The organism is Micromonospora tulbaghiae (genome assembly GCF_900091605.1).
Lineage (GTDB): Bacteria > Actinomycetota > Actinomycetes > Mycobacteriales > Micromonosporaceae > Micromonospora > Micromonospora tulbaghiae.
On record NZ_FMCQ01000002.1, the window covers coordinates 666,787 to 685,445 of the forward strand.

Genomic DNA, 18,659 nt, shown 5'->3' on the forward strand with positions numbered 1-18,659 from the left:
GACGGATCGCTACGGTGTGCAGGTGGCGACCACGGCGGCGCAGGAGATCCAGGTGGGGGAGCGGCTGGTCCGCGTCTCCAGCCCCGACAAGCCCTACTTCCCGGAGCGCGGGCTGACCAAGCTGGACGTGGTCCGCTACTTCCTGTCCGTCGGCGACGGCATCCTGCGCGCGCTGCGGGACCGGCCGACCATGCTGGAACGCTGGCCGCGCGGCGTGTTCGAGGGCGCCAAGGTCGCCACCCGGCAGACGAACAAGGGCGACGCGTTCTACCAGAAGCGGCTCCCGGCCGGCGCGCCCGACTGGGTGCGCACCGCGCACATCACGTTCCCCAGTGGCCGTACCGCCGACGAGGTGGCGCCGAGTGAGCTGGCGGTGGTGATCTGGGCGGCCAACCTGGGCACGCTGCGCTTCCACCCGTGGCCGGTGTCCAAGGACGACGTGGAACGCCCCGACCAGCTGCGCATCGACCTCGACCCGATGCCGGGCGTCGACTTCGCGCAGGTGGTGCCGGTGGCGCACGAGGTACGCGCGTACCTGACCGAGCTGGGCCTGGAGGGCTTCCCGAAGACCACCGGCGGGCGCGGCATCCATGTCTACGTCTCGATCGAGCCACGCTGGAGCTTCGGCGAGTGCCGGCGGGCGGTGCTGGCGCTGGGCCGGGAGATGCAGCGCCGCCTGCCCGACCTGGTCACCACCACCTGGTGGCGTGACCAGCGGGACCGGCCGGTGTTCGTCGACTACAACCAGATGGCCCGCGACCACACGATGACCTCGGCGTACTCGATCCGGCCGACGCCGGCGGCGCTGGTCTCGGCGCCGCTGGACTGGTCGGAGCTGGACGACGCCCGGCCGGAGGACTTCGACGTGGTCAGCATGCCCGCGCGGTTCGCCGGGCGCGGCGACCCGCACGCCGGGCTGGACGGACGGCGGTACTCGCTCCAGCCGCTGCTGGACCGGGCCGACGCCGAAGGGCTGGAGTCGCCGCCGGAACGCTGAGGCGGTCAGTCCCAGGGGCTCTGTGTGCCGTCGAACTCCTCGAACACCAGCCAGGTGCGGGTGGACAGCACCCCGGCGATGCTCTGCACCCGGTCCAGCACCACGTCCCGCAGCGTCGCGTTGTCCGGCGCCCGGACCAGGGCGAGGACGTCGTGCTCGCCGCTGAGCAGCGCCGCGTGTTCGATGTAGCGCACCCGGGCCAGCTCGGCGGAGACCTCCCGCCAGGTGTTCTGCTCGATGGTGAGCGCGATGTACGCCGACGTGCCCAGACCGGCCGGCTCCGGCGCGACCCGCGCGGTGAACCCGGTCAGCACCCCGTCGCGCAGCAGCCGCTCCACCCGGGCGTACGCGTTCGTGCGGGAGACGTGCACCCGTTCGGCGAGCGTACGGATCGACGTCCGGGCGTCGCGGACCAGCTCACGCAGGATCCGCCGGTCCACCTCGTCGAGCGGCCCGGCCGAACGTCCCGTTCCGCCCGCCGCGCCCGGTGTGGCGCCGGTCTCCTGGCTCACCTCAGCCACCCTCCCGTGCCATTCGTCCCGCGTTCATCCCGCATGTTGAGTCAATCATCCACTACCGGGACCATAGGGCCACCACACGTCCAGGAGGTCCCCGCCGTGACGACCACACCCCAGGCGGTCCGCAGGGCATCCCCGCGTACCCGCCGGAAGACCACCCCGGCCGCACCCGACCCGTCGGCCGGCTTCATGCCGCAGCGGGAGCCGGTCCGGCTGCTCGAACCCGACGGGACCCCGCTGCCGGCCCGCGACGACTACCCGGAGCCGCCGGTCGAGACGCTGCGCGAGATGTACCGGCGGATGGTCGTCGGCCGCCGCTTCGACGTGCAGGCCACCGCGCTGACCAAGCAGGGCCGCCTCGCCGTCTACCCGTCCGCGCGCGGCCAGGAGGCGTGCCAGATCGGCGGCGTCCTCGCGCTGCGCGACACCGACTGGGTGTTCCCGACCTACCGCGAGTCGATGGCGCTGACCGCGCGCGGACTCGACCCGGTCGAGGTGCTGACGCTGCTGCGCGGCGACTGGCACTGCGGGTACGACCCGGCCGCCACCCACACCGCGCCGCAGTGCACCCCGCTCGCCACCCAGTGCGTGCACGCCGCCGGGCTGGCCTACGGCGAGTCGTACCAGGGCCGCGACACGGTGGCGCTGGCGTTCATCGGCGACGGCGCCACCAGCGAGGGCGACTTCCACGAGGGGATCAACTTCGCCGCCGTGTTCAAGGCGCCCGTCGTCTACCTGGTGCAGAACAACAAGTACGCGATCAGCGTGCCGCTGTCCCGGCAGACCGCCGCGCCGAGCCTGGCGTACAAGGGCGTCGGCTACGGCGTACCCAGCGAGCAGGTCGACGGCAACGACCCGGTGGCCGTCCTCGCGGTGCTGGAGCGCGCCGTGGCGCACGCCCGCGCCGGCAAGGGCCCCTACCTGATCGAGGCCCACACCTACCGGATGGAGCCGCACACAAACGCCGACGACCAGACCCGCTACCGCGACGCCGACGAGGTCGAGGCGTGGCGTGACCGCGACCCGATCGCCCGGCTCGAGGCGTACCTGCGGGCCAAGGGCGTGCTCGACGACGCCGCCGTCGCGGAGATCGCCGCGGAGGCCGAGGAGTACGCCGCGGCGCTGCGCCGCCGGATGGACGTCCAGCCCACCGTCGACCCGCTGAGCCTTTTCGACCACGTGTACGCCGAGCCGACGCCGCAACTGGCCGAGCAGCGCGAGATGGTCCGGGCCGAGCTGGCCGCCGACGCGGAGGGGGACGCCTGATGGCCACCATGACCATGGCGAAGGCACTCAACGCCGCGCTCGCCGACGCGATGCTCGACGACGACCGGGTGCTCGTCTTCGGTGAGGACGTCGGCCAGCTCGGCGGCGTCTTCCGGATCACCGACGGGCTGCAGGCCCGCTTCGGCGACAAGCGCTGCTTCGACACCCCCCTCGCCGAGGCCGGCATCGTCGGTTTCGCCGTCGGCCTGGCCATGTCCGGGCTGCGGCCGGTGGTCGAGATGCAGTTCGACGCGTTCGCGTACCCGGCGTTCGAGCAGATCGCCTCGCACGTGGCGAAGCTGCGCAACCGCACCCGCGGCGCGCTCAGCGTGCCGATCGTCATCCGGGTGCCCTACGCCGGTGGCATCGGCGGCGTGGAGCACCACTGCGACTCGTCCGAGGCGTACTACGCGCACACCCCCGGCCTGAAGGTGGTCACCCCGGCCACCGTGGACGACGCGTATTCGCTGCTGCGCGCCGCCATCGACGACCCCGACCCGGTGGTGTTCCTGGAGCCCAAGAAGCTCTACTTCACCAGCGCCGAGGCGGAGCTGCCGGCCCGCACCGCGCCGATCGGCACCGCCGTGGTGCGCCGCCCCGGCACCGACGCCACCCTGATCGCGTACGGCCCGGCGGTGCCGGTCGCGCTCGCCGCCGCCGAGGCCGCCCGCGAGGAGGGCTGGGACCTGGAGGTCGTCGACGTGCGCAGCATCGTGCCGTTCGACGACGCCACGGTCACCGCCTCGGTACGCCGTACCGGCCGGTGCGTGGTGATCCAGGAGGCGCAGGGCTTCGCCGGGGTCGGCGCGGAGATCGCCGCCCGGGTCCAGGAGCGCTGCTTCCACGCGCTGCACGCCCCGGTGCTGCGGGTGTCCGGGCTGGACATCCCGTACCCGGCGCCGATGCTGGAGCACACCCACCTGCCCTCGGTCGACCGCGTGCTGGACACCGTGGCCCGGCTTCAGTGGGACGACCAGCCCGACACGCGGTGGGTGGCGGCATGAGCGAACGCACCGAGCGGAGCGAGGGCCGTGAGGCCATGCCCGGCCGGCACGGCATGAGCGAACGCACCGAGCGGAGCGAGGGCCGTGAGGCCATGCCCGGCCGGCACGGCATGAGCGAACGCACCGAGCGGAGCGAGGGCCGTGAGGCCATGCCCGGCCGGCACGGCATGAGCGAACGCACCGAGCGGAGCGAGGGCCGTGAGGCCATGCCCGGTCGGAACGGCATGACAGCGGCGATCGGTACCCGCGACTTCCTCCTGCCTGACCTCGGGGAAGGGCTCAGCGAGGCGGAGATCGTCGAGTGGCGGGTGGCGGTCGGTGACGTGGTGACCGTGGACCAGACAGTGGTCGAGGTGGAGACCGCCAAGGCCGTGGTCGACGTGCCGTGCCCGTACGCCGGCCGGGTCGTGGCCCTGCACGGCGCGGCCGGTGAGGTCCGCCCGGTGGGCCAGCCGCTGATCACCATCGCCCCGCTCGACGACGCCCCCGACCCGCACGCCACCTACCGTGAGGAGGAGCGCGCGGGGTCCGGCAACGTCCTGATCGGCTACGGCACCGGCCACGGCGGCTCGGGCCGGCGGAGGCGCCGTCCGCGGCTGGCGCTCGCTCCCGAGCCCGGCGCGCCGGCCTCGGCAGACGCCGCGGCCGTGACCGGCTCCGCGTCCGGTCCGGCGGCCGTGACCGGCTCTCCGGTCTCGGCGGGTTCGGTTCCGGCAGGCTCTCCGGCCCCGGCCGGTCCGGCGGCCGCGTCTGGCTCTCCGGCCCCGGCCGGTTCGGCTCCGGAAGGCTCTCCGGCCCTGGCGAGTCCGGTTCCAGCCGGTTCACCGGCCCGGGGCGGCGTGTCCGCGTCGGCGGACGGTACGGCCGAGCCGGCACCGGCCGGCGGACCGTCGGCTCCGCTCGTCATCTCGCCGATCGTGCGGCGGCTGGCGAAGGAGCACGGCATCGACCTGGCGTCGCTGCGCGGCACCGGGCCGGGCGGCGTGATCCGCCGGGCCGACCTGGACGCCGCCGTGGCCGCCCCCGCGCCGGCGGCACGGCTGACAGCGGTGCCGGACGCCCCGGCCGCGCATGTCGGGCTCGCCCCGGCCGGCGACGGAGACACCGTCATCCCGCTCACCGGCATCCGCAAGGTGATCGCCGACAAGCTCTCCCGCAGCCGGCGGGAGATCCCCGAGGTGACCATCTGGGTCGACGTGGACGCCACCGGCCTGCTGGAAACGCGCGCCGCGATCAACGCGGCCACCCCTGATGCGCCGGTGAGCATCCTGGCGCTGCTGGCCCGGATCTGCCTCAGCGGCCTGCGGAGGTATCCGCAGCTCAACGCGCACGTCGACACCGAGGGGCAGCGGATCGTCCAGTCCGCGGGCGTGCACCTGGGCATCGCCGCGCAGACCGAGCGGGGCCTGGTCGTGCCGGTGGTGCGCGACGCGCAGCGGCTGACCACCCGGGAGTTGGCCGCCGCGCTCGCCGAGACCACGGCGGCGGCCCGGGCCGGCACGCTGCCACCGGCACGGCTGACCGGCGGGACGTTCACCCTCAACAACTACGGCGTGTTCGGCGTGGACGGCTCCACGCCGATCATCAACCATCCGGAGGCGGCGCTGCTCGGCGTCGGCCGGATCGTGGACAAGCCGTGGGTGGTGGACGGGCAGCTCGCGGTCCGCAAGGTGACCCAGATCAGTCTCACGTTCGACCACCGGGTCTGCGACGGTGGCGTGGCCGGCGGCTTCCTGCGCCACGTCGCCGACTGCGTCGAGCAGCCCGCCCTCCTGGTAGCCAACGTCTGACCGTCCACCTCCTGGCCCCGGCCCCCACCACGGGGGCCGGGGCCGCACACGTCCCCGGTGCCCGTTCGCGATCTTGCACTCGCTGCCCCCGATGTGCCCGATTGGCACCTTTCTAGAGGGCCGCACCTGCAAGATCGCGGCAGGTGGTGCGCTGGCGCGGGCGGGGACAGGCTGAGATCTTGGTACGAAAGTGCCCCTCTGAGGGCCGTTTGGTACCAAGATCTCGGGGCGTCGGCCCCCTCACGCCCGCCCTCTCTGCGTCGATCATGAGGTTGACGGGGAGAAAGCGGACACATTGCGCGGCTAACTTCATGATCGACGGGCCGGGCCGGGCCGGGGCGGGCCGGGTCGGGGCGGGCCGGGGCGGCGGGGAACCGGGCGGAGGGCGCGTGGGGCGCAAGCTGGGACGGGAATTACCTGTCCGGCACAATTCGCGCAGCTGTTTCCAAGCAATTCCGCCGAAGGCACCACGGCGCGATCCCGGGCCTACAGAATGTGGGCGAGAGGGTTCGGAAATGGGGGGCGAAATATGTTTGCGAGGCGCCGACTGACGCTTTTCGCGATGACCGTCGCAGCCGCGCCACTGGCGGTCGGCGCGTGTACCGCCGGCCCGAAGTCGGTGGCGAAGCGGGCCGAGACCGCACCGCCGTCAGTCTCCGTGTCGCCGGCCGACCGTACCCGGGACGTGCCGATCAGCGCGGAGGTGGGGACGAAGGTCAGCAACGGCAAGGTGACAGCCGTCAAGCTGACCGACGACAAGGGCAACGCCGTGCCGGCCCAGCCGCGTGAGGACGGCTCCGGCTGGGTGCCGGACCGGCCACTCGCCAATTCCCGGACGTACACCGCGGAGGTGACCGCGACCGGCGATTCGGGCAGGACCGCCACGCAGAAGACGACGTTCACGACGATGGCCAAATCCACCAAACCGGCCGTCACCAGCGAATTGTATTTCCGGCCGAATCAGACGTACGGGACGGCGATGCCGGTCGTGCTCGGATTCGACCCGCCGATTCCCGAGAAGGCCCGCGCGGACGTCCAGCGCCGGCTGTTCGTGAAGACCGACCCGCCGCAGCCGGGCACCTGGTCCTGGGTGGCCGACGGCAAACAGGCCGAGTACCGCGCGCCGGACCGGTGGAAGCCGGGCACGAAGATCAGCGTGCGCAGCGCGTTGCAGGGGCTGCCCATCGGCAAGGACGCGATCGGCGACTCCGACCGGGTTGCGAGCGCCAAGGTCGGCCGCCAGGTGACGCTCGACATCGACAACGGGACCAAGCAGATGACCGTCTACCAGGACGGCAAGGTGCTCAAGAGGATCCCGGTGAGTCTGGGCAAGTCGAGCACGCCGACGTCCAGCGGCAACATGGTGATCATGGAGAAGCACGAGCACACCACGTTCGACACCCGTGGTGAGCCCAACGGCGGCTACGTGGTCGACGTGGACGACGCCCAGCGGCTGACCTGGGGCGGCGAGTTCATCCACTCGGCGCCGTGGTCGGAGGGGGACCAGGGGAGCACGAACGTCTCGCACGGCTGCACCAACGTCTCGGCCACCGCCGCGGACTGGCTGATGGGCTTCACGCAGGTCGGTGACCTGGTGACGGTCAAGGGCACCGAGGTGAAGCTCGACCAGGGCAACGGCTTCACCGCCTGGAACGTCGGCTGGGACGAGTTCGCCAAGGGCAGCGCGTTGCCCGTACCGGCGGGGCTGAAGCCCACGCAGAGCGCCACGCCGCACCCGGGCGCGGTGGCCGGCGGGTCGTCACCGGCCCCGGCCCCCTCGCGGAGCAACAGCGGCGGCTGAACCTGGGGAGGAACGGCTACGGGGCCGGCCCGCGTCCGCGCGGGCCGGCCCCGCGTCGTGCTCAGTCCAGGTCGACGCGGGCCACCCCGGTCGCGGTCAGGCTGCCCAGCCAGAGGGTGCGGCCGTGTTGCCGCACGCCGGTGACCATCGGGTACGCCCCGCTCGGGCCGTGCAGCGTGCGCAGCACCCGGCCGGTGCCGTCGACCAGCGCGACCAGCCCGTAGCGGCGCGGCTGCGGCTGCACCGCGCCGGGTAGCAGGGCCACGATCTGCCGCACCCGGGGATGCGGCAGCAGCCGTTCCATGGCGCGGAGCCGAGGGCTGGGCAACGCGACCCAGTAGGTGCCGTCGCCGACCGCGGAGACGTTGTCCGGGTACGCGGGCAGGTCGGTCAGCACCGTGGCCCGCCCGCTCGGCAGGTCCACCCGGAGCAGCCGGTGGGTGGCGGTCTCGGCGAGCATCAGCGCCGACTCGTCCGGGGTCAGCGCGAGCCCGTTGGGGAAGTAGAGCCCGTCCGCGACCACGTCGGTGCGCCCGCTGCGCCTGTCGTACGCGAGGACCCGCCCGTTGGGCCGGTGCTCCAGCAGGTCACGCTTCCAGTGCGAGAGCGGGAACCGGTCGGACGAGTCGGTGAAGTAGACGGTGCCGTCGCGCGCCACCGCCGCGTTGTCGGCCAGATGCACCGGCGGCGCGGTGCCGGTCAGCTCGTGCACACGGCCGGCCGGGTCGACCCGCAGCAGCCCTCGGTACGCGTCGCAGACCAGCAACCCGCCGTCGACCGGATCGCGCTCGATGCCCAGCGGCCGTCCGCCGGTCTCGGCCAGCAGCGTCGGCGGTGTGCCGGGCGGGGAGTCGGACGGCCACCACCAGAGCCGGCCGTCCTCGTCGCCGCTGACCACCCGGCCGTCGCCGTCGACCACCACGTCCTCCGGGCCGTGCCCGCCGGGTGGCAGCGGCAGCAGGTCGGCCCGGTCGAGCCGGGTGTCCGCGGGCGCCCAGGGGCCGGTGAGCGGCGGCGGCACTGTCGCCGGCTCGCGGACCGGCCGGATCAGCAGGGGCGCACGCGGGCGGGGTACGACCATCGGCTCATTGTGGCCCGGACGCGTCGCGCTGGGCAGTCCCCGACGGCGTTTCGCCGCTTCCCGCGCGGCCTGGCGTGGCGGCTGCGGGATGACCCTGAGACGGCTCGGGGTCGGTTCCCGGACACTACCCGGAACACCCGCCGCGAGGTCCGGAAATGTCGGTGGGGCCGGGTAGGTTTGGCCGCATGGTACACAGCGTTGAGCGCTTCCACGTGGCGATGGACGTGCACGATCACGTGGTCGAGCTGCGCCCGGTCGGCGAGATCGACATCGCCTCCGTGACGGCTTTCCGGGCAGCGCTCTGGGCGGCGCCGGCCCGGCCGGTGCTGCGGGTCGACCTGTCCGGTGTGCGGTTGCTCTCCGCCGCCGGTGTCCGCGCGCTGGTCGCCACCCACCTGCGGGTCCGGGCCCGCGGCGGCGAGCTGGTGCTCACCGACCCCGACCCGGTGGTGGCCCGGGTGCTGCGGGTGACCGGCCTGCACCGGGTGCTCCCGGTGCGCTGCTCCGACCGCTCGCAGGACCTGTCCGGCCGCTCCCACGAGCTGGTGGCCTGCGCGGCCTGAGCAGACGTCGGCCGCCGGCGCGAGCGCCGACGGCCGACGTGGACGGCGCTGCGCTCAGCGCACGCCGAGCAGGTCCACCACGAAGACGAGCGTCTCGTTCGGCTTGATGACGCCAGCCGCGCCCCGGGCGCCGTAGCCCAGGTGCGGCGGGATGGTGAGCCGGCGCCGGCCGCCCACCTTCATGCCCACGACGCCCTGGTCCCAGCCGGCGATGACCTGGCCGCCGCCGAGCGGGAACTCGAACGTCTCACCCCGGTTCCACGAGGCGTCGAACTCGCGGCCGTTCGAGTGGGCCACGCCCACGTAGTGCACGCTCACCACTTGGCCCTGGCGGGCCTCCGGGCCGTCGCCGACGGTGATGTCCTCGACGACGAGATCGGCGGGCGGCGCGCCCTCGATCGGGCCGACCTCGGGCTTGTCCATGAGCGGTCTCCTCGGATGCTGACGGTGTGGTCACAGTCGATCCTGCCGGATCGCGACCGGCCGATACGCGCCGGTCCCCGCACACCGGCGTGGCGGGGACACGAAAGGGGGCGGGCATCGCCTGTCGGCGACGCCCGCCCCGGGGCGAGCTGGTCACTTCAGCCAGGGGAGACGCTGGACCAGGGGGAGCCTCGCCCAGACCCGGCCGAGGCCGAGGGTGTTGCCGGCGCCCACCAGGGCCAGGCCGGCCAGCAGGCCCGCGTAGATGAGGTGGTCGTCCATGAAGGGGTTGTTCGCCGGGGGCAGCACGGCCGTCCACATCAGGACCAGGAGCAGCCCGCCCGCGACGGCGGCGATCCGGATGCCGATGCCGAGCATCACGGCGACACCGATGCCGAGGAGGCCGAGCATGAACAGCCAGTCCGCCCAGGCCGCGCCGGCCAGGTTCTGGTAGAAGCCGGCGAAGGGGCCCTCCACCGCGTTGCCCAGGAAGCCCTTGGTGGGGCTGCCGCCGTTGATCCAGGCGTTCTTCGCCGGGGTCTCGTGGCCGAGGCCGAACATCTTGTCGAGGAAGGCCCAGAGGAACACCCAGCCCAGGGCGAGCCGCAGTCCGGCCCAGACGTACCGGGTGGCCTTCTGGCGGGTGGTCTCGGTGTGCGCCGCCGGAGCGATGGTGGCGGCGGGGGTCCGCTTCACGGCGGGGGTCCGCTCGATTGTCGCGGTCATGGTCTCCACGTCCCTTCCTGTGCCTCGCACCGCGCTTCCCGGTGGCACATTCATTTCACCGCCGCGCGGCGCCCGGGAGCAGGGCCGAGAGGTGCCCTCGTGACCGGGTCATTGGTCCCGTCCGTACCAGGTCCGGTCGGCCCGTGGCAGCCGGTCCGCCGGCCCTGACCAGGGCACCCGCCGGCCGCCTACCGTCGCAGGTGGAGGCCCGGCACGAGGAGGTCGTGATGAGGACGTGGCAGGTGGCCGACGTGATGACCAGGGACGTCGCGACGGTGACGGAGGAGACGCCGTACCGCGAGGTCGTCGACGTGCTGGTCCGGCAGCGGATCAGCGGCGTGCCGGTGGTGGACTCGTTCCGCCGGGTGCTCGGGGTGATCTCCGAGGCGGACCTTCTGCACAAGGTGGAGCGGTCCGGCCACCCGGACGAACGGCGGGTCTTCGAGGGGCGGCGCCGCCGTACCGCGCGGGAGAAGGCGGGCGCGCTCGTCGCCCGGGACCTGATGACCGCCCCCGCGGTCACCACGCACGAACGGGCGTCGCTCGCGGCGACCGCCCGGCTGATGGACCACGAGGCGGTCAAGCGGCTCCCGGTGCTGGACGACCTGGGCCGGCTGGCCGGCATCGTCACCCGCGGTGACCTGCTACGTGTGCACCTGCGTACCGACGCGGAGATCCGCGAGGAGGTCGTGCACGAGGTGCTGTACCGGGTGCTGTCGGTGCGCGACGGCCTGGTCACGGTTCAGGTCCGCGGCGGCGAGGTCACCATGGACGGGCGGCTGGACCGGCGCAGCGCCGTCGAACTCGCCGGCCGTCTCGCCGCCCAGGTCGCGGGCGTGGTCGCGGTGCACAACACGATCGGGTACGACGTGGACGACACCACGCTGATGGAGCTGGACCCGGTGCACGCCACCCCGGTCGCCTGAGCGCCGCCACCCGGGCCCCCCGGTCAGGCAGGGCCCGGCACGGCGAGCTGGGCGGCGAGCAGCGCCGGTGCCTCGGCCAGCGACGGGCCGTACCAGGTGAGGTGCCGGCCGGACACCAGCGCCGCCGGCACGCCGGGGAACGCCTCCGGCCCGTCGTCGGCGGTGAACCGGTACGGCTCGTCGGGCAGCACCACCAGGTCCGGCGTCCGGGCGCGCAGCGCGTCCAGGCTCGGCCGGGGATAGCGTTCCGCGTCGTCGGCCCAGCCGTTGCGGACACCGAGCCGGGCCAGCACGTCCCCGGCGAACGTGTCCCGCCCCAGCACCACCCACGGCCGCCGCCACACCGGCACCACGGCGGTGCGGACCCGTCCCGGCGCGGGTAGCGCGGCCCACGCGCGGCGGGCCGAGCGCAGCCACGGCGGCTCGGCCGGCGCACCGAGCGCGACCACCAGCTCACCGAGCTGGTCGAGCGCCTCCGGCACGGTACGCGGGAAGGTGACCCGGACCGGCACCCCGGCCGAGCGCAGCGCCTCGGCGTCGGCCAGCCGGTTCTCCTCCTCGTTGAGCAGCACCAGATCCGGCTCCAGCGCGAGCACCCGGTCCAGGTCCGGGTACTTCGTACCGCCGACCCGGGCGACGTCCAGCCCTTCCGGATGGGTGCACCAGTCGGTCGCCCCGACCAGCACCTCCGGGCGGGTGGCCGCGACCGCCTCGGTCAGCGACGGCACCAGCGACACCACCCGCACCGCGTCTCCTCCCCTCGAGCCGGACCGGCCGGTCAGTGGGCCGGCGCGGCCACGGCGTCGGCGGTCTCCGTCGGCAGGCCCGCCACCGGCACGCCCTTGCGTGCCGCCCAGTCGACCGCCGCGCGCAGGTCCGCCGTGGGCAGCGGCCGCCGGGTGGTCACCCCGACCGCCGCGTGCACGGTGTACGCCATGAACGGGTACGAGCGGGCCAGCGCGCCGATCGCGTCGTGCAGCCGGCGTACCACCTCCAGCGCTGCCGGCTCGTCGAGCCCCGGCAGGAGGAGCTGGAACTCGTTCTCGGTGACGCGCAGCGCGCGGTCGACCGGCCGCAGCACGGCGGTGATCGCGGTGAGCACGGCGTGCCCCTCCCGGGCGACACCGCGGCGGCCGAAGCGTTCCGGCGAGCCGGGCGGCGCGTCCACCCGCAGGCCGACCAGCGCCACCGGCAGCGTGCCGGAGGCGGTCACCCCGTCCGCGCCGGACCACCGGGCCAGGCCGGGTTCGTCCAGCATCGTCTCGGCCGGCTCGACCGGCTGGTTGTTCCGGTCGCCGCGGCGGGCCAGCAGCCGCAGTGCCGCCTCGGCGCGCGGTTCGCCCGGCCCGGCCGGGATGTCCCGCACCCGGGCGATCGCCTCGTCCAGCGCGTTACGTGCCGCGGCGGGCAGCCGCTCGGCGAGCTGTTCGCGCAGCCGGATCGCCTCGTGCAGCGCCTCGTCGCGGCGGAAGCCCCAGCGCCCCTCGAACAGGCGGCCGGACTCCAGCGTCGGCGTGGGCGCCACCTCGGCCCGGTCGTGTGCGACGACTGTGGCGCCGAAACGCGGGCTCAGCGCCACCACCGTCCACTCCCGGGCGAGCGCCTCCGCCTCGTCCAGCGCCACGCCGTAGGCGCCCTCGGGCAGGTCTGGCGGCGGTCCGCCGACCATCGCCACCACCGTCACGGCGGCGCGGCCGGCGATGCGCCGGTAGACCTCGCGCTCCCGGGCGAAGTACGGCAGCCGCTGGAACAGAGCGAGCACGACGAGCGGGCCGTCCTCGGCTTCGGCGAGCGCGGCGCGTTCGATGGCGTGGGAGACGGCGACGAGGCTGCGTTTGGTGAACTGTTCCGGGGTCCGTCCGCTGGGCACGGGCAGAGCCTAGAGGGACGGGCGCGGTAGCGCACCGGTCGGCCGGACCGGTCGCGCCGCAGCGCCTACACTCGGACGTCGGCCGGGCGAGGGGGATCGGGGCGAGATGACTAGCACAGGCAGCGTGACCGCCTCGTGGCTGCGGCCGGTCCCGCCCGGCGTCGCGCCGTCCCTGGTCCGTGCCGGCCACGTCGGCCACGGCAGGCGGCGGCTCGGCGAGATGGTGCAGGGCCGCCCGCCGGGGGTCACCGGCAGCCAGTGGAGCACCGCCGGGCGGGCGTCGCTCGACCTGGTGGTCTGCGCCGCCGACACCGGGCTGCCGCGCTTCGCGGTGCGGTTCACCGCGCCCGTCCCCGACGGATCGCCCGCCCGGCGGTCCGAACGGCTGACCGACGCGGTCTGCGCCGCCGTCGGCCTGCCGTTGCTGCGCGTCGAGTCGCCGGCGTTGGGCGGCGCGGAGCAGGTCCGCCGGTTCGCCGAGTACGTGCTGGACGCGCGGGCCTACGCCGACGGCACCGACCCGGACGGCGGCGACGCGGTCGGCTTCCGGGACATCATCGGCCGCCTGCCGGACGGCCGGCAGGGGCCGGTGAACGACCTGGGCGCGCTGGCCCGGGTCGAGGCGGTCGAGGCGTACGTGGCGGGCCGGATCGCCGATCCGATCGTGCGCGGCCTGCACGTGCGCTGGACAGACGGCCCGGCGGAGGGCTGGGCCTGGGCCGAGGTGCGGTCCGGCCGCTGCCTGCTGGAGCGGGTCCGGCTGACCTCGCGCGGCTTCTCCTGCGGCGTCGAGCCGGGGCGGCTCGCCGAGGACCTGGCCGTGGTGGCGCTGGGGGAGCGGCTGCGTGACCTCGACGGCGCCGCGCCGTCCCTGCTGGACCGTGACGAGCTTCTCCGGCGGGTACGCGCGCTGGCCGCGCGGCGGGACTCCTTCGACGGCGGGTTCGCCTTCGACCATCTCTGCGCCGACTGAGCCGTCCTCGCCGGCGAGGACGGCGACTTTCGATTTTTTTCCGATCTCCGGTTGAACCTTCGCCGACGGCGCTCCGTACCTCATCGGGAATGGATGCAGATCTTCCCCGCCGCGCCCGGACGGCGCGGAGACGGTGCGGAAAGGGCACCGTCGGCCATTGACGTGCGACTGAGCGTCGCAGTGATCTCACACCCCGAATTCGTCGGTCCGCCGGGATCACCAGTCAACTACCGGATCGAGAAGGAGAGCAATTCGATGCGCAGGTCCACACGGGCGCGCCGGTCATCCGGTAACGCGCGGAGCAAGCGGTTGCTGGCGGTGGTCGGCACGCTCGCGGTCTTCGGCGGCATCGTCGCCGTCACCCAGATCTCGTCCGCCCAGGACCGGCGGACGACCACCCGCGCCGCGTCGGCGTCCTGCGTGCCCGCGAGCCCGGGGGCGACCGCCCCGAACGGCCAGGGCAGCACCACCCGTACCTGGCAGAACGGCCGCTGGGTCCGCAGCCACTGGGGCGACGGCCAGATGTCACCGGCCGAGTGCCAGCAGACCAACGCGGGCGGCGCCGGCGCCGGCACCCCGACCGTGGCCTGCCCGGACGTCCGTGGCCGGCTGCCGCAGGTGCCCGACCGGGCCCGCGCCGAGGTGGACCGCACCCTGGCGCTGCTGGAGTCCCAGATCGCCGACGCGAACCGGCGGCTCGCCGCGGAGGGGCGCAACGGCGGCGACTTCATCAACAACGCGATCCTGCGTCCGCTCGCGGACAAGCGGACCGCGGCGCTCAACCGGATCGCCACCGCCATCGGCCGGGTCGCCCAGCGCCCGCAGGGCCTGGACCAGCTCGCCCAGTGCGCGCTGACCGACACTCCCGGCAACAACGGGGGCCAGAACGGCGGCAACAACGGGGGCCAGAACGGCGGCAACAACGGGGGCCAGAACGGCGGCAACAACGGCGGCGGGAACAACAACGGCGGTGGCCAGAACAACGGCGGCGGCAACGGCCTGAACGTGCTCGCCAAGGACTGCTCCGACAGCCAGCTTCAGGCCCACGACGGTTTCCAGAACGGCAACCGGTGCGTGAGCACCGCGTTCGGTGAGGTGGGCGCCGCGGCGAACAACCCGTCGCTGCTGATCACGCAGTTCCCGAACCAGGTGCGGCGCAACCAGCCGTTCACGCTCCGGGTCACCACCAAGAACCTGGTGCGGGACCGCTTCCTCGCCGCCGGCCAGGGCGGCTACTACCTGGAGAGCTCGCTGCTCAACGGTGAGGGCCTGGTGCGCGGCCACTTCCACACCGCCTGCCGGATGCTCGGCAGCAACCGGCAGCCCCCGAACCCGCAGGACGTGCCGGCCTTCTTCGTCGCCACCGAGGACGGGCGCGGCGGCAACCAGCCGGACGACGTGCTGATTCAGATCCCGGGCCTGGCGCAGTCGGGCGTGGCGCAGTGCGCGGTCTGGGCCGGTGACGGCTCGCACCGCATCCCGATGATGGAGCGGGCAAACCAGACCCCCGCCATCGACGTGGTGCGCATCCGGGTCAACTGAGCGGACGAACGGCCGCGGCCGTCCGGGGACTCCTCCGGGCGGCCGCGGCCGTTTCGCGTATGGGCGGTGGGAGCCGATCCCGGAGGAAATTTCATGCCGGTGGTATCCGGTCGGATGAAAAGCAGCAACCGTAGAAAGCCGATCGGGGCCACACCGATTTCTCAGCGTGACCCCGGGATGCCCGACGGTGAACCGGTGGCGGTCAGCGGTTCTTGTACGCCTCGACCACGGACACCGGGATGCGCCCGCGCTCGGAAATCTCGAACCCGTTCTTGGCGGCCCATTCCCGGATGGCGCGGTTCTGCTCGCGGTCCATTCCCGAGGTGCTCGGCCGGGTGGTGCGGCGGGCGCCGCGGTTGACCTCGGGCGCTCCCCGGCCGATTCGCCTGCCAGCGCTGATGTACGGATCCAGCGCCTTGCGCAGGACGCCCGCGTTCTCGTCGGAGACGTCGATCGTGTACGCCACGCCGTCCAGGCTGAACTCGACGGTCCGATCGGCCTTTCCGCCGTCGAGGTCGTCGGTCAGAACAGTGATTACTTTCCTTGCCATCGCCATTACTCCCTGTGTCGGGCGGGGTGTGGCTAAGAGTTTGACCTACCGTGCGGTAATTCCGCAACAATAGCCGCCTTCTCCATTCGGCGGGTCGCGGTAAACGGTCCCGCCATTGGGTGCGCAGCGCGGGAACGCGGCGCTCCGGAGTGGCGTGGGTCACAACCCGGAACAAGGGACACGTTTTGTTACTTGAGCCAGACACGCTCAACCAACGTGATGGCAGGTGTTCGATGGCAACTCTTCCGGTACTTCCCCTGACCGACGCCGTCCTGCTGCCCGGGATGGTCATCCCGGTGACCCTCGACCCGACGACCCAGGCCGCCGTCGACGCGGCGCGCGCCACCGGCGACAAGGAACTGCTGGCCGTACCCCGCATCGACGGCGAGTACGGCTCCGTCGGCGTGGTCGCCACGATCGAGAAGGTGGGCCGGCTGCCCAGCGGCGAGCCGGCGGCGGTCATCCGTGGTCTGGCCCGGGCCCGCATCGGCTCCGGCGTGCCCGGGCCCGGCGCCGCGCTCTGGGTCGAGGCGACCACACTCGACGAGCCCGCACCGGCGGGCCGCGCCCGGGAACTCGCCCGCGAGTACCGCGCGCTCATGACGTCCGTGCTGCAGCAGCGCGGCGCCTGGCAGGTGATCGACGCGATGGAGCGGATGACCGACCTGTCCGAGCTGGCCGACTCGGCCGGCTACGCGCCCTGGCTCAGCCTGGCGCAGAAGACCGAGCTGCTCGCCGCGCCGGACGTCACCGCCCGGCTGGAACTGCTCGTCGGCTGGGTGCGGGAACACCTGGCCGAGCAGGAGGTCACCGAGCAGATCAACAGCGACGTACGCGAGGGGCTGGAGAAGTCCCAGCGCGAGTTCCTGCTCCGCCAGCAGCTCGCCGCGATCCGTAAGGAGCTCGGTGAGGACGAGCCGGACGGCTCCGCCGACTACCGCTCCCGGGTGGAGTCCGCAGACCTGCCGGAGAACGTGCGCGAGGCGGCGATGCGCGAGGTCGGCAAGCTGGAACGAGCAAGCGACGCCTCACCCGAGGCGGGCTGGATCCGTACCTGGCTGGACACCGTCCTGGAGATGCCGTGGAACACGCGTACCCAGGACAACACCGACCTGACCGCGGCGCGGGCCGTGCTCGACGCCGACCATGCCGGCCTGGCCGACGTGAAGGACCGCATCCTGGAGTACCTCGCGGTGCGCAACCGGCGCGCGGAGCGCAACCTCGGCGTGGTCGGCGGACGCGGCTCCGGCGCGGTGCTGGCCCTGGCCGGCCCGCCCGGTGTCGGCAAGACCAGCCTCGGCGAGTCGGTCGCCCGGGCGCTGGGCCGCAACTTCGTCCGTGTCTCCCTCGGCGGTGTGCGGGACGAGGCGGAGATCCGGGGCCACCGGCGCACCTACGTCGGCGCGCTGCCCGGCCGGATCGTGCGGGCGCTGCGCGAGGCCGGCTCGATGAACCCGGTGGTGCTACTCGACGAGGTCGACAAGCTGGCCGCCGGCTACTCCGGCGACCCGGCCGCGGCCCTGCTGGAGGTGCTCGACCCGGCGCAGAACCACACGTTCCGCGACCACTACCTCGAGGTCGACCTCGACCTGTCCGACGTGCTGTTCCTGGCCACCGCCAACGTGGTCGAGGCGGTCCCCGGCCCGCTGCTGGACCGGATGGAGCTGGTCGCGCTGGACGGCTACACCGAGGACGAGAAGGTCGCCATCGCCCGGGACCACCTGCTGCCCCGGCAGCGGGAACGGGCCGGGCTGACCACCGACGAGGTCACCGTCGCCGACGACGCGCTGGCGCTGATCGCGGGCGAGTACACCCGGGAGGCCGGCGTCCGGCAGCTCGAACGGGCCCTCGCGAAGATCCTGCGCAAGGTGGCCGTCGCGCTCGCCACGGACTCCGCGCCGGTGCACGTCGACGCCGGCAATCTGGTCCGCTACCTGGGCCGGCCGAAGTTCACCCCGGAGTCCGCCGAGCGGACGGCCGTGCCCGGTGTGGCGACCGGCCTGGCCGTCACCGGCGCCGGTGGCGACGTGCTGTTCATCGAGGCCACCACGATGGAGGGCGAGCCGGGGCTGACGCTCACCGGTCAGCTCGGCGACGTGATGAAGGAGTCCGCGCACATCGCGTGGTCGTACCTGCGGTCGAACGGACGGCGGTACGGCCTGGACCCGAACGCCCTGGCCGGGCGGCGGATCCACCTGCACGTCCCGGCGGGCGCGGTACCCAAGGACGGCCCGAGCGCCGGCATCACCATGGTGACCGCGCTGGCGTCCCTGGTGACCGGGCGGCCGGTGCGGCCCGAGTTCGGGATGACCGGCGAGGTGACGCTCTCCGGCCGGGTGCTGCCGATCGGCGGGGTGAAGCAGAAGCTGCTCGCCGCGCACCGGGCCGGTCTCACCGAGGTGATCATCCCGAAGCGCAACGAGCCGGACCTGGACGACCTGCCGGCGCAGGTGCGGGAGGCGCTGACCGTGCACACCCTGTCCGACGTGGCGGACGTGCTCGCGCTGGCGCTGCGCCCGGTCGAGATCGGCACGGAGTCGCTGGACGGTCCGGCGCTCGCCGCGGCCTGACGACCGTCGCCCCGGCCACCGTGCGTACGGTGGCCGGGGCGACGTCGTGCCGGCCCGCG

Annotated in this window: 17 protein-coding genes; 10 read left to right on the forward strand and 7 right to left on the reverse strand. The window is 73.6% G+C overall.

Annotation, left to right across the window (positions count from 1 at the left end):
- The first annotated feature begins 16 nt into the window (after positions 1-16).
- Positions 17-997 (forward strand): DNA polymerase domain-containing protein, encoded by a 981-nt coding sequence (locus GA0070562_RS08065; RefSeq protein ID WP_091417863.1) that lies wholly within the window; start codon positions 17-19, stop codon positions 995-997.
- 5 nt (positions 998-1,002) lie between these two features.
- Here the strand turns inward: GA0070562_RS08065 and GA0070562_RS08070 are convergent, their stop codons facing one another.
- Positions 1,003-1,509, reverse strand: a complete 507-nt coding sequence (locus GA0070562_RS08070; protein WP_013286599.1) for an Lrp/AsnC family transcriptional regulator — start codon at positions 1,507-1,509, stop codon at positions 1,003-1,005.
- A 72-nt stretch (positions 1,510-1,581) separates the two neighbouring features.
- Here GA0070562_RS08070 and pdhA point away from each other — a divergent pair, with 72 nt between their 5' ends.
- From pdhA to GA0070562_RS08090, 4 genes are all read left to right on the forward strand, one after another.
- The gene (gene pdhA, locus GA0070562_RS08075; protein ID WP_175438683.1) at positions 1,582-2,781 is read left to right on the forward strand and encodes a pyruvate dehydrogenase (acetyl-transferring) E1 component subunit alpha; all 1,200 of its coding nucleotides are present in this window, start codon (positions 1,582-1,584) and stop codon (positions 2,779-2,781) included.
- On the forward strand, positions 2,781-3,785 hold the full coding sequence (locus tag GA0070562_RS08080; protein ID WP_091417870.1) for an alpha-ketoacid dehydrogenase subunit beta: 1,005 nt from the start codon (positions 2,781-2,783) through the stop codon (positions 3,783-3,785). Before pdhA ends, GA0070562_RS08080 begins: the two co-directional genes overlap by 1 nt.
- Positions 3,786-4,009: 224 nt before the next feature.
- Positions 4,010-5,575 (forward strand): dihydrolipoamide acetyltransferase family protein, encoded by a 1,566-nt coding sequence (locus tag GA0070562_RS08085; RefSeq protein WP_175438684.1) that lies wholly within the window; start codon positions 4,010-4,012, stop codon positions 5,573-5,575.
- Between the two features lie 529 nt (positions 5,576-6,104).
- Positions 6,105-7,376 (forward strand): L,D-transpeptidase, encoded by a 1,272-nt coding sequence (locus tag GA0070562_RS08090; RefSeq protein WP_175438670.1) that lies wholly within the window; start codon positions 6,105-6,107, stop codon positions 7,374-7,376.
- Positions 7,377-7,437: 61 nt separating this feature from the next.
- Here GA0070562_RS08090 and GA0070562_RS08095 read toward each other — a convergent pair whose 3' ends face one another.
- A complete protein-coding gene (locus tag GA0070562_RS08095; protein ID WP_091417876.1) occupies positions 7,438-8,457 on the reverse strand; it encodes an SMP-30/gluconolactonase/LRE family protein in 1,020 nt (339 codons plus the stop codon).
- 185 nt (positions 8,458-8,642) lie between these two features.
- Here GA0070562_RS08095 and GA0070562_RS08100 point away from each other — a divergent pair, with 185 nt between their 5' ends.
- A complete protein-coding gene (locus tag GA0070562_RS08100) occupies positions 8,643-9,020 on the forward strand; it encodes an STAS domain-containing protein (RefSeq protein WP_225853418.1) in 378 nt (125 codons plus the stop codon).
- Between the two features lie 54 nt (positions 9,021-9,074).
- Here the strand turns inward: GA0070562_RS08100 and GA0070562_RS08105 are convergent, their stop codons facing one another.
- Complete coding sequence (locus GA0070562_RS08105; RefSeq protein ID WP_091417882.1) at positions 9,075-9,443, reverse strand: FKBP-type peptidyl-prolyl cis-trans isomerase; 369 nt, start codon at positions 9,441-9,443, stop codon at positions 9,075-9,077.
- A gap of 153 nt (positions 9,444-9,596) precedes the next feature.
- On the reverse strand, positions 9,597-10,178 hold the full coding sequence (locus GA0070562_RS08110; RefSeq protein WP_393352885.1) for a hypothetical protein: 582 nt from the start codon (positions 10,176-10,178) through the stop codon (positions 9,597-9,599).
- Positions 10,179-10,396: 218 nt separating this feature from the next.
- Here GA0070562_RS08110 and GA0070562_RS08115 point away from each other — a divergent pair, with 218 nt between their 5' ends.
- A complete protein-coding gene (locus GA0070562_RS08115) occupies positions 10,397-11,095 on the forward strand; it encodes a CBS domain-containing protein (RefSeq protein ID WP_091418477.1) in 699 nt (232 codons plus the stop codon).
- A 23-nt stretch (positions 11,096-11,118) separates the two neighbouring features.
- Here the strand turns inward: GA0070562_RS08115 and GA0070562_RS08120 are convergent, their stop codons facing one another.
- Together GA0070562_RS08120 and GA0070562_RS08125 are read right to left on the reverse strand one after the other, a co-directional pair.
- The gene (locus GA0070562_RS08120; protein ID WP_091417886.1) at positions 11,119-11,841 is read right to left on the reverse strand and encodes a helical backbone metal receptor; all 723 of its coding nucleotides are present in this window, start codon (positions 11,839-11,841) and stop codon (positions 11,119-11,121) included.
- Positions 11,842-11,873: 32 nt separating this feature from the next.
- On the reverse strand, positions 11,874-12,965 hold the full coding sequence (locus GA0070562_RS08125) for a DICT sensory domain-containing protein (protein ID WP_091417890.1): 1,092 nt from the start codon (positions 12,963-12,965) through the stop codon (positions 11,874-11,876).
- A 124-nt stretch (positions 12,966-13,089) separates the two neighbouring features.
- On the opposite strand from GA0070562_RS08125, the gene GA0070562_RS08130 reads away from it, so the two are divergent.
- Both GA0070562_RS08130 and GA0070562_RS08135 read left to right on the forward strand, forming a co-directional pair.
- Positions 13,090-13,938 (forward strand): PDDEXK family nuclease, encoded by an 849-nt coding sequence (locus GA0070562_RS08130; protein ID WP_254663755.1) that lies wholly within the window; start codon positions 13,090-13,092, stop codon positions 13,936-13,938.
- A gap of 255 nt (positions 13,939-14,193) precedes the next feature.
- Complete coding sequence (locus tag GA0070562_RS08135; RefSeq protein ID WP_175438671.1) at positions 14,194-15,480, forward strand: hypothetical protein; 1,287 nt, start codon at positions 14,194-14,196, stop codon at positions 15,478-15,480.
- A gap of 202 nt (positions 15,481-15,682) precedes the next feature.
- Here GA0070562_RS08135 and GA0070562_RS08140 read toward each other — a convergent pair whose 3' ends face one another.
- Positions 15,683-16,030, reverse strand: coding sequence for a histone-like nucleoid-structuring protein Lsr2 (locus tag GA0070562_RS08140; RefSeq protein WP_091418478.1), 348 nt, complete (start codon positions 16,028-16,030; stop codon positions 15,683-15,685).
- 233 nt (positions 16,031-16,263) lie between these two features.
- Between GA0070562_RS08140 and lon the strand changes: the two genes are divergently transcribed.
- Positions 16,264-18,600, forward strand: coding sequence for an endopeptidase La (gene lon, locus GA0070562_RS08145; protein WP_091417901.1), 2,337 nt, complete (start codon positions 16,264-16,266; stop codon positions 18,598-18,600).
- Positions 18,601-18,659 lie beyond the last annotated feature (59 nt).

What these genes read in the sequence shown, in the direction of transcription:
- GA0070562_RS08080 (WP_091417870.1), top strand. Translation starts at nt 2,781, where the DNA reads ATGGCCACCATGACCATGGCGAAGGCACTCAACGCCGCGCTCGCCGAC.
- GA0070562_RS08085 (WP_175438684.1), top strand. Translation starts at nt 4,010, where the DNA reads ATGACAGCGGCGATCGGTACCCGCGACTTCCTCCTGCCTGACCTCGGG.
- GA0070562_RS08090 (WP_175438670.1), top strand. Translation starts at nt 6,105, where the DNA reads ATGTTTGCGAGGCGCCGACTGACGCTTTTCGCGATGACCGTCGCAGCC.
- GA0070562_RS08095 (WP_091417876.1), bottom strand. Translation starts at nt 8,457, where the DNA reads ATGGTCGTACCCCGCCCGCGTGCGCCCCTGCTGATCCGGCCGGTCCGC.
- GA0070562_RS08100 (WP_225853418.1), top strand. Translation starts at nt 8,643, where the DNA reads ATGGTACACAGCGTTGAGCGCTTCCACGTGGCGATGGACGTGCACGAT.
- GA0070562_RS08105 (WP_091417882.1), bottom strand. Translation starts at nt 9,443, where the DNA reads ATGGACAAGCCCGAGGTCGGCCCGATCGAGGGCGCGCCGCCCGCCGAT.
- GA0070562_RS08115 (WP_091418477.1), top strand. Translation starts at nt 10,397, where the DNA reads ATGAGGACGTGGCAGGTGGCCGACGTGATGACCAGGGACGTCGCGACG.
- GA0070562_RS08135 (WP_175438671.1), top strand. Translation starts at nt 14,194, where the DNA reads ATGCGCAGGTCCACACGGGCGCGCCGGTCATCCGGTAACGCGCGGAGC.
- GA0070562_RS08140 (WP_091418478.1), bottom strand. Translation starts at nt 16,030, where the DNA reads ATGGCAAGGAAAGTAATCACTGTTCTGACCGACGACCTCGACGGCGGA.
- lon (WP_091417901.1), top strand. Translation starts at nt 16,264, where the DNA reads ATGGCAACTCTTCCGGTACTTCCCCTGACCGACGCCGTCCTGCTGCCC.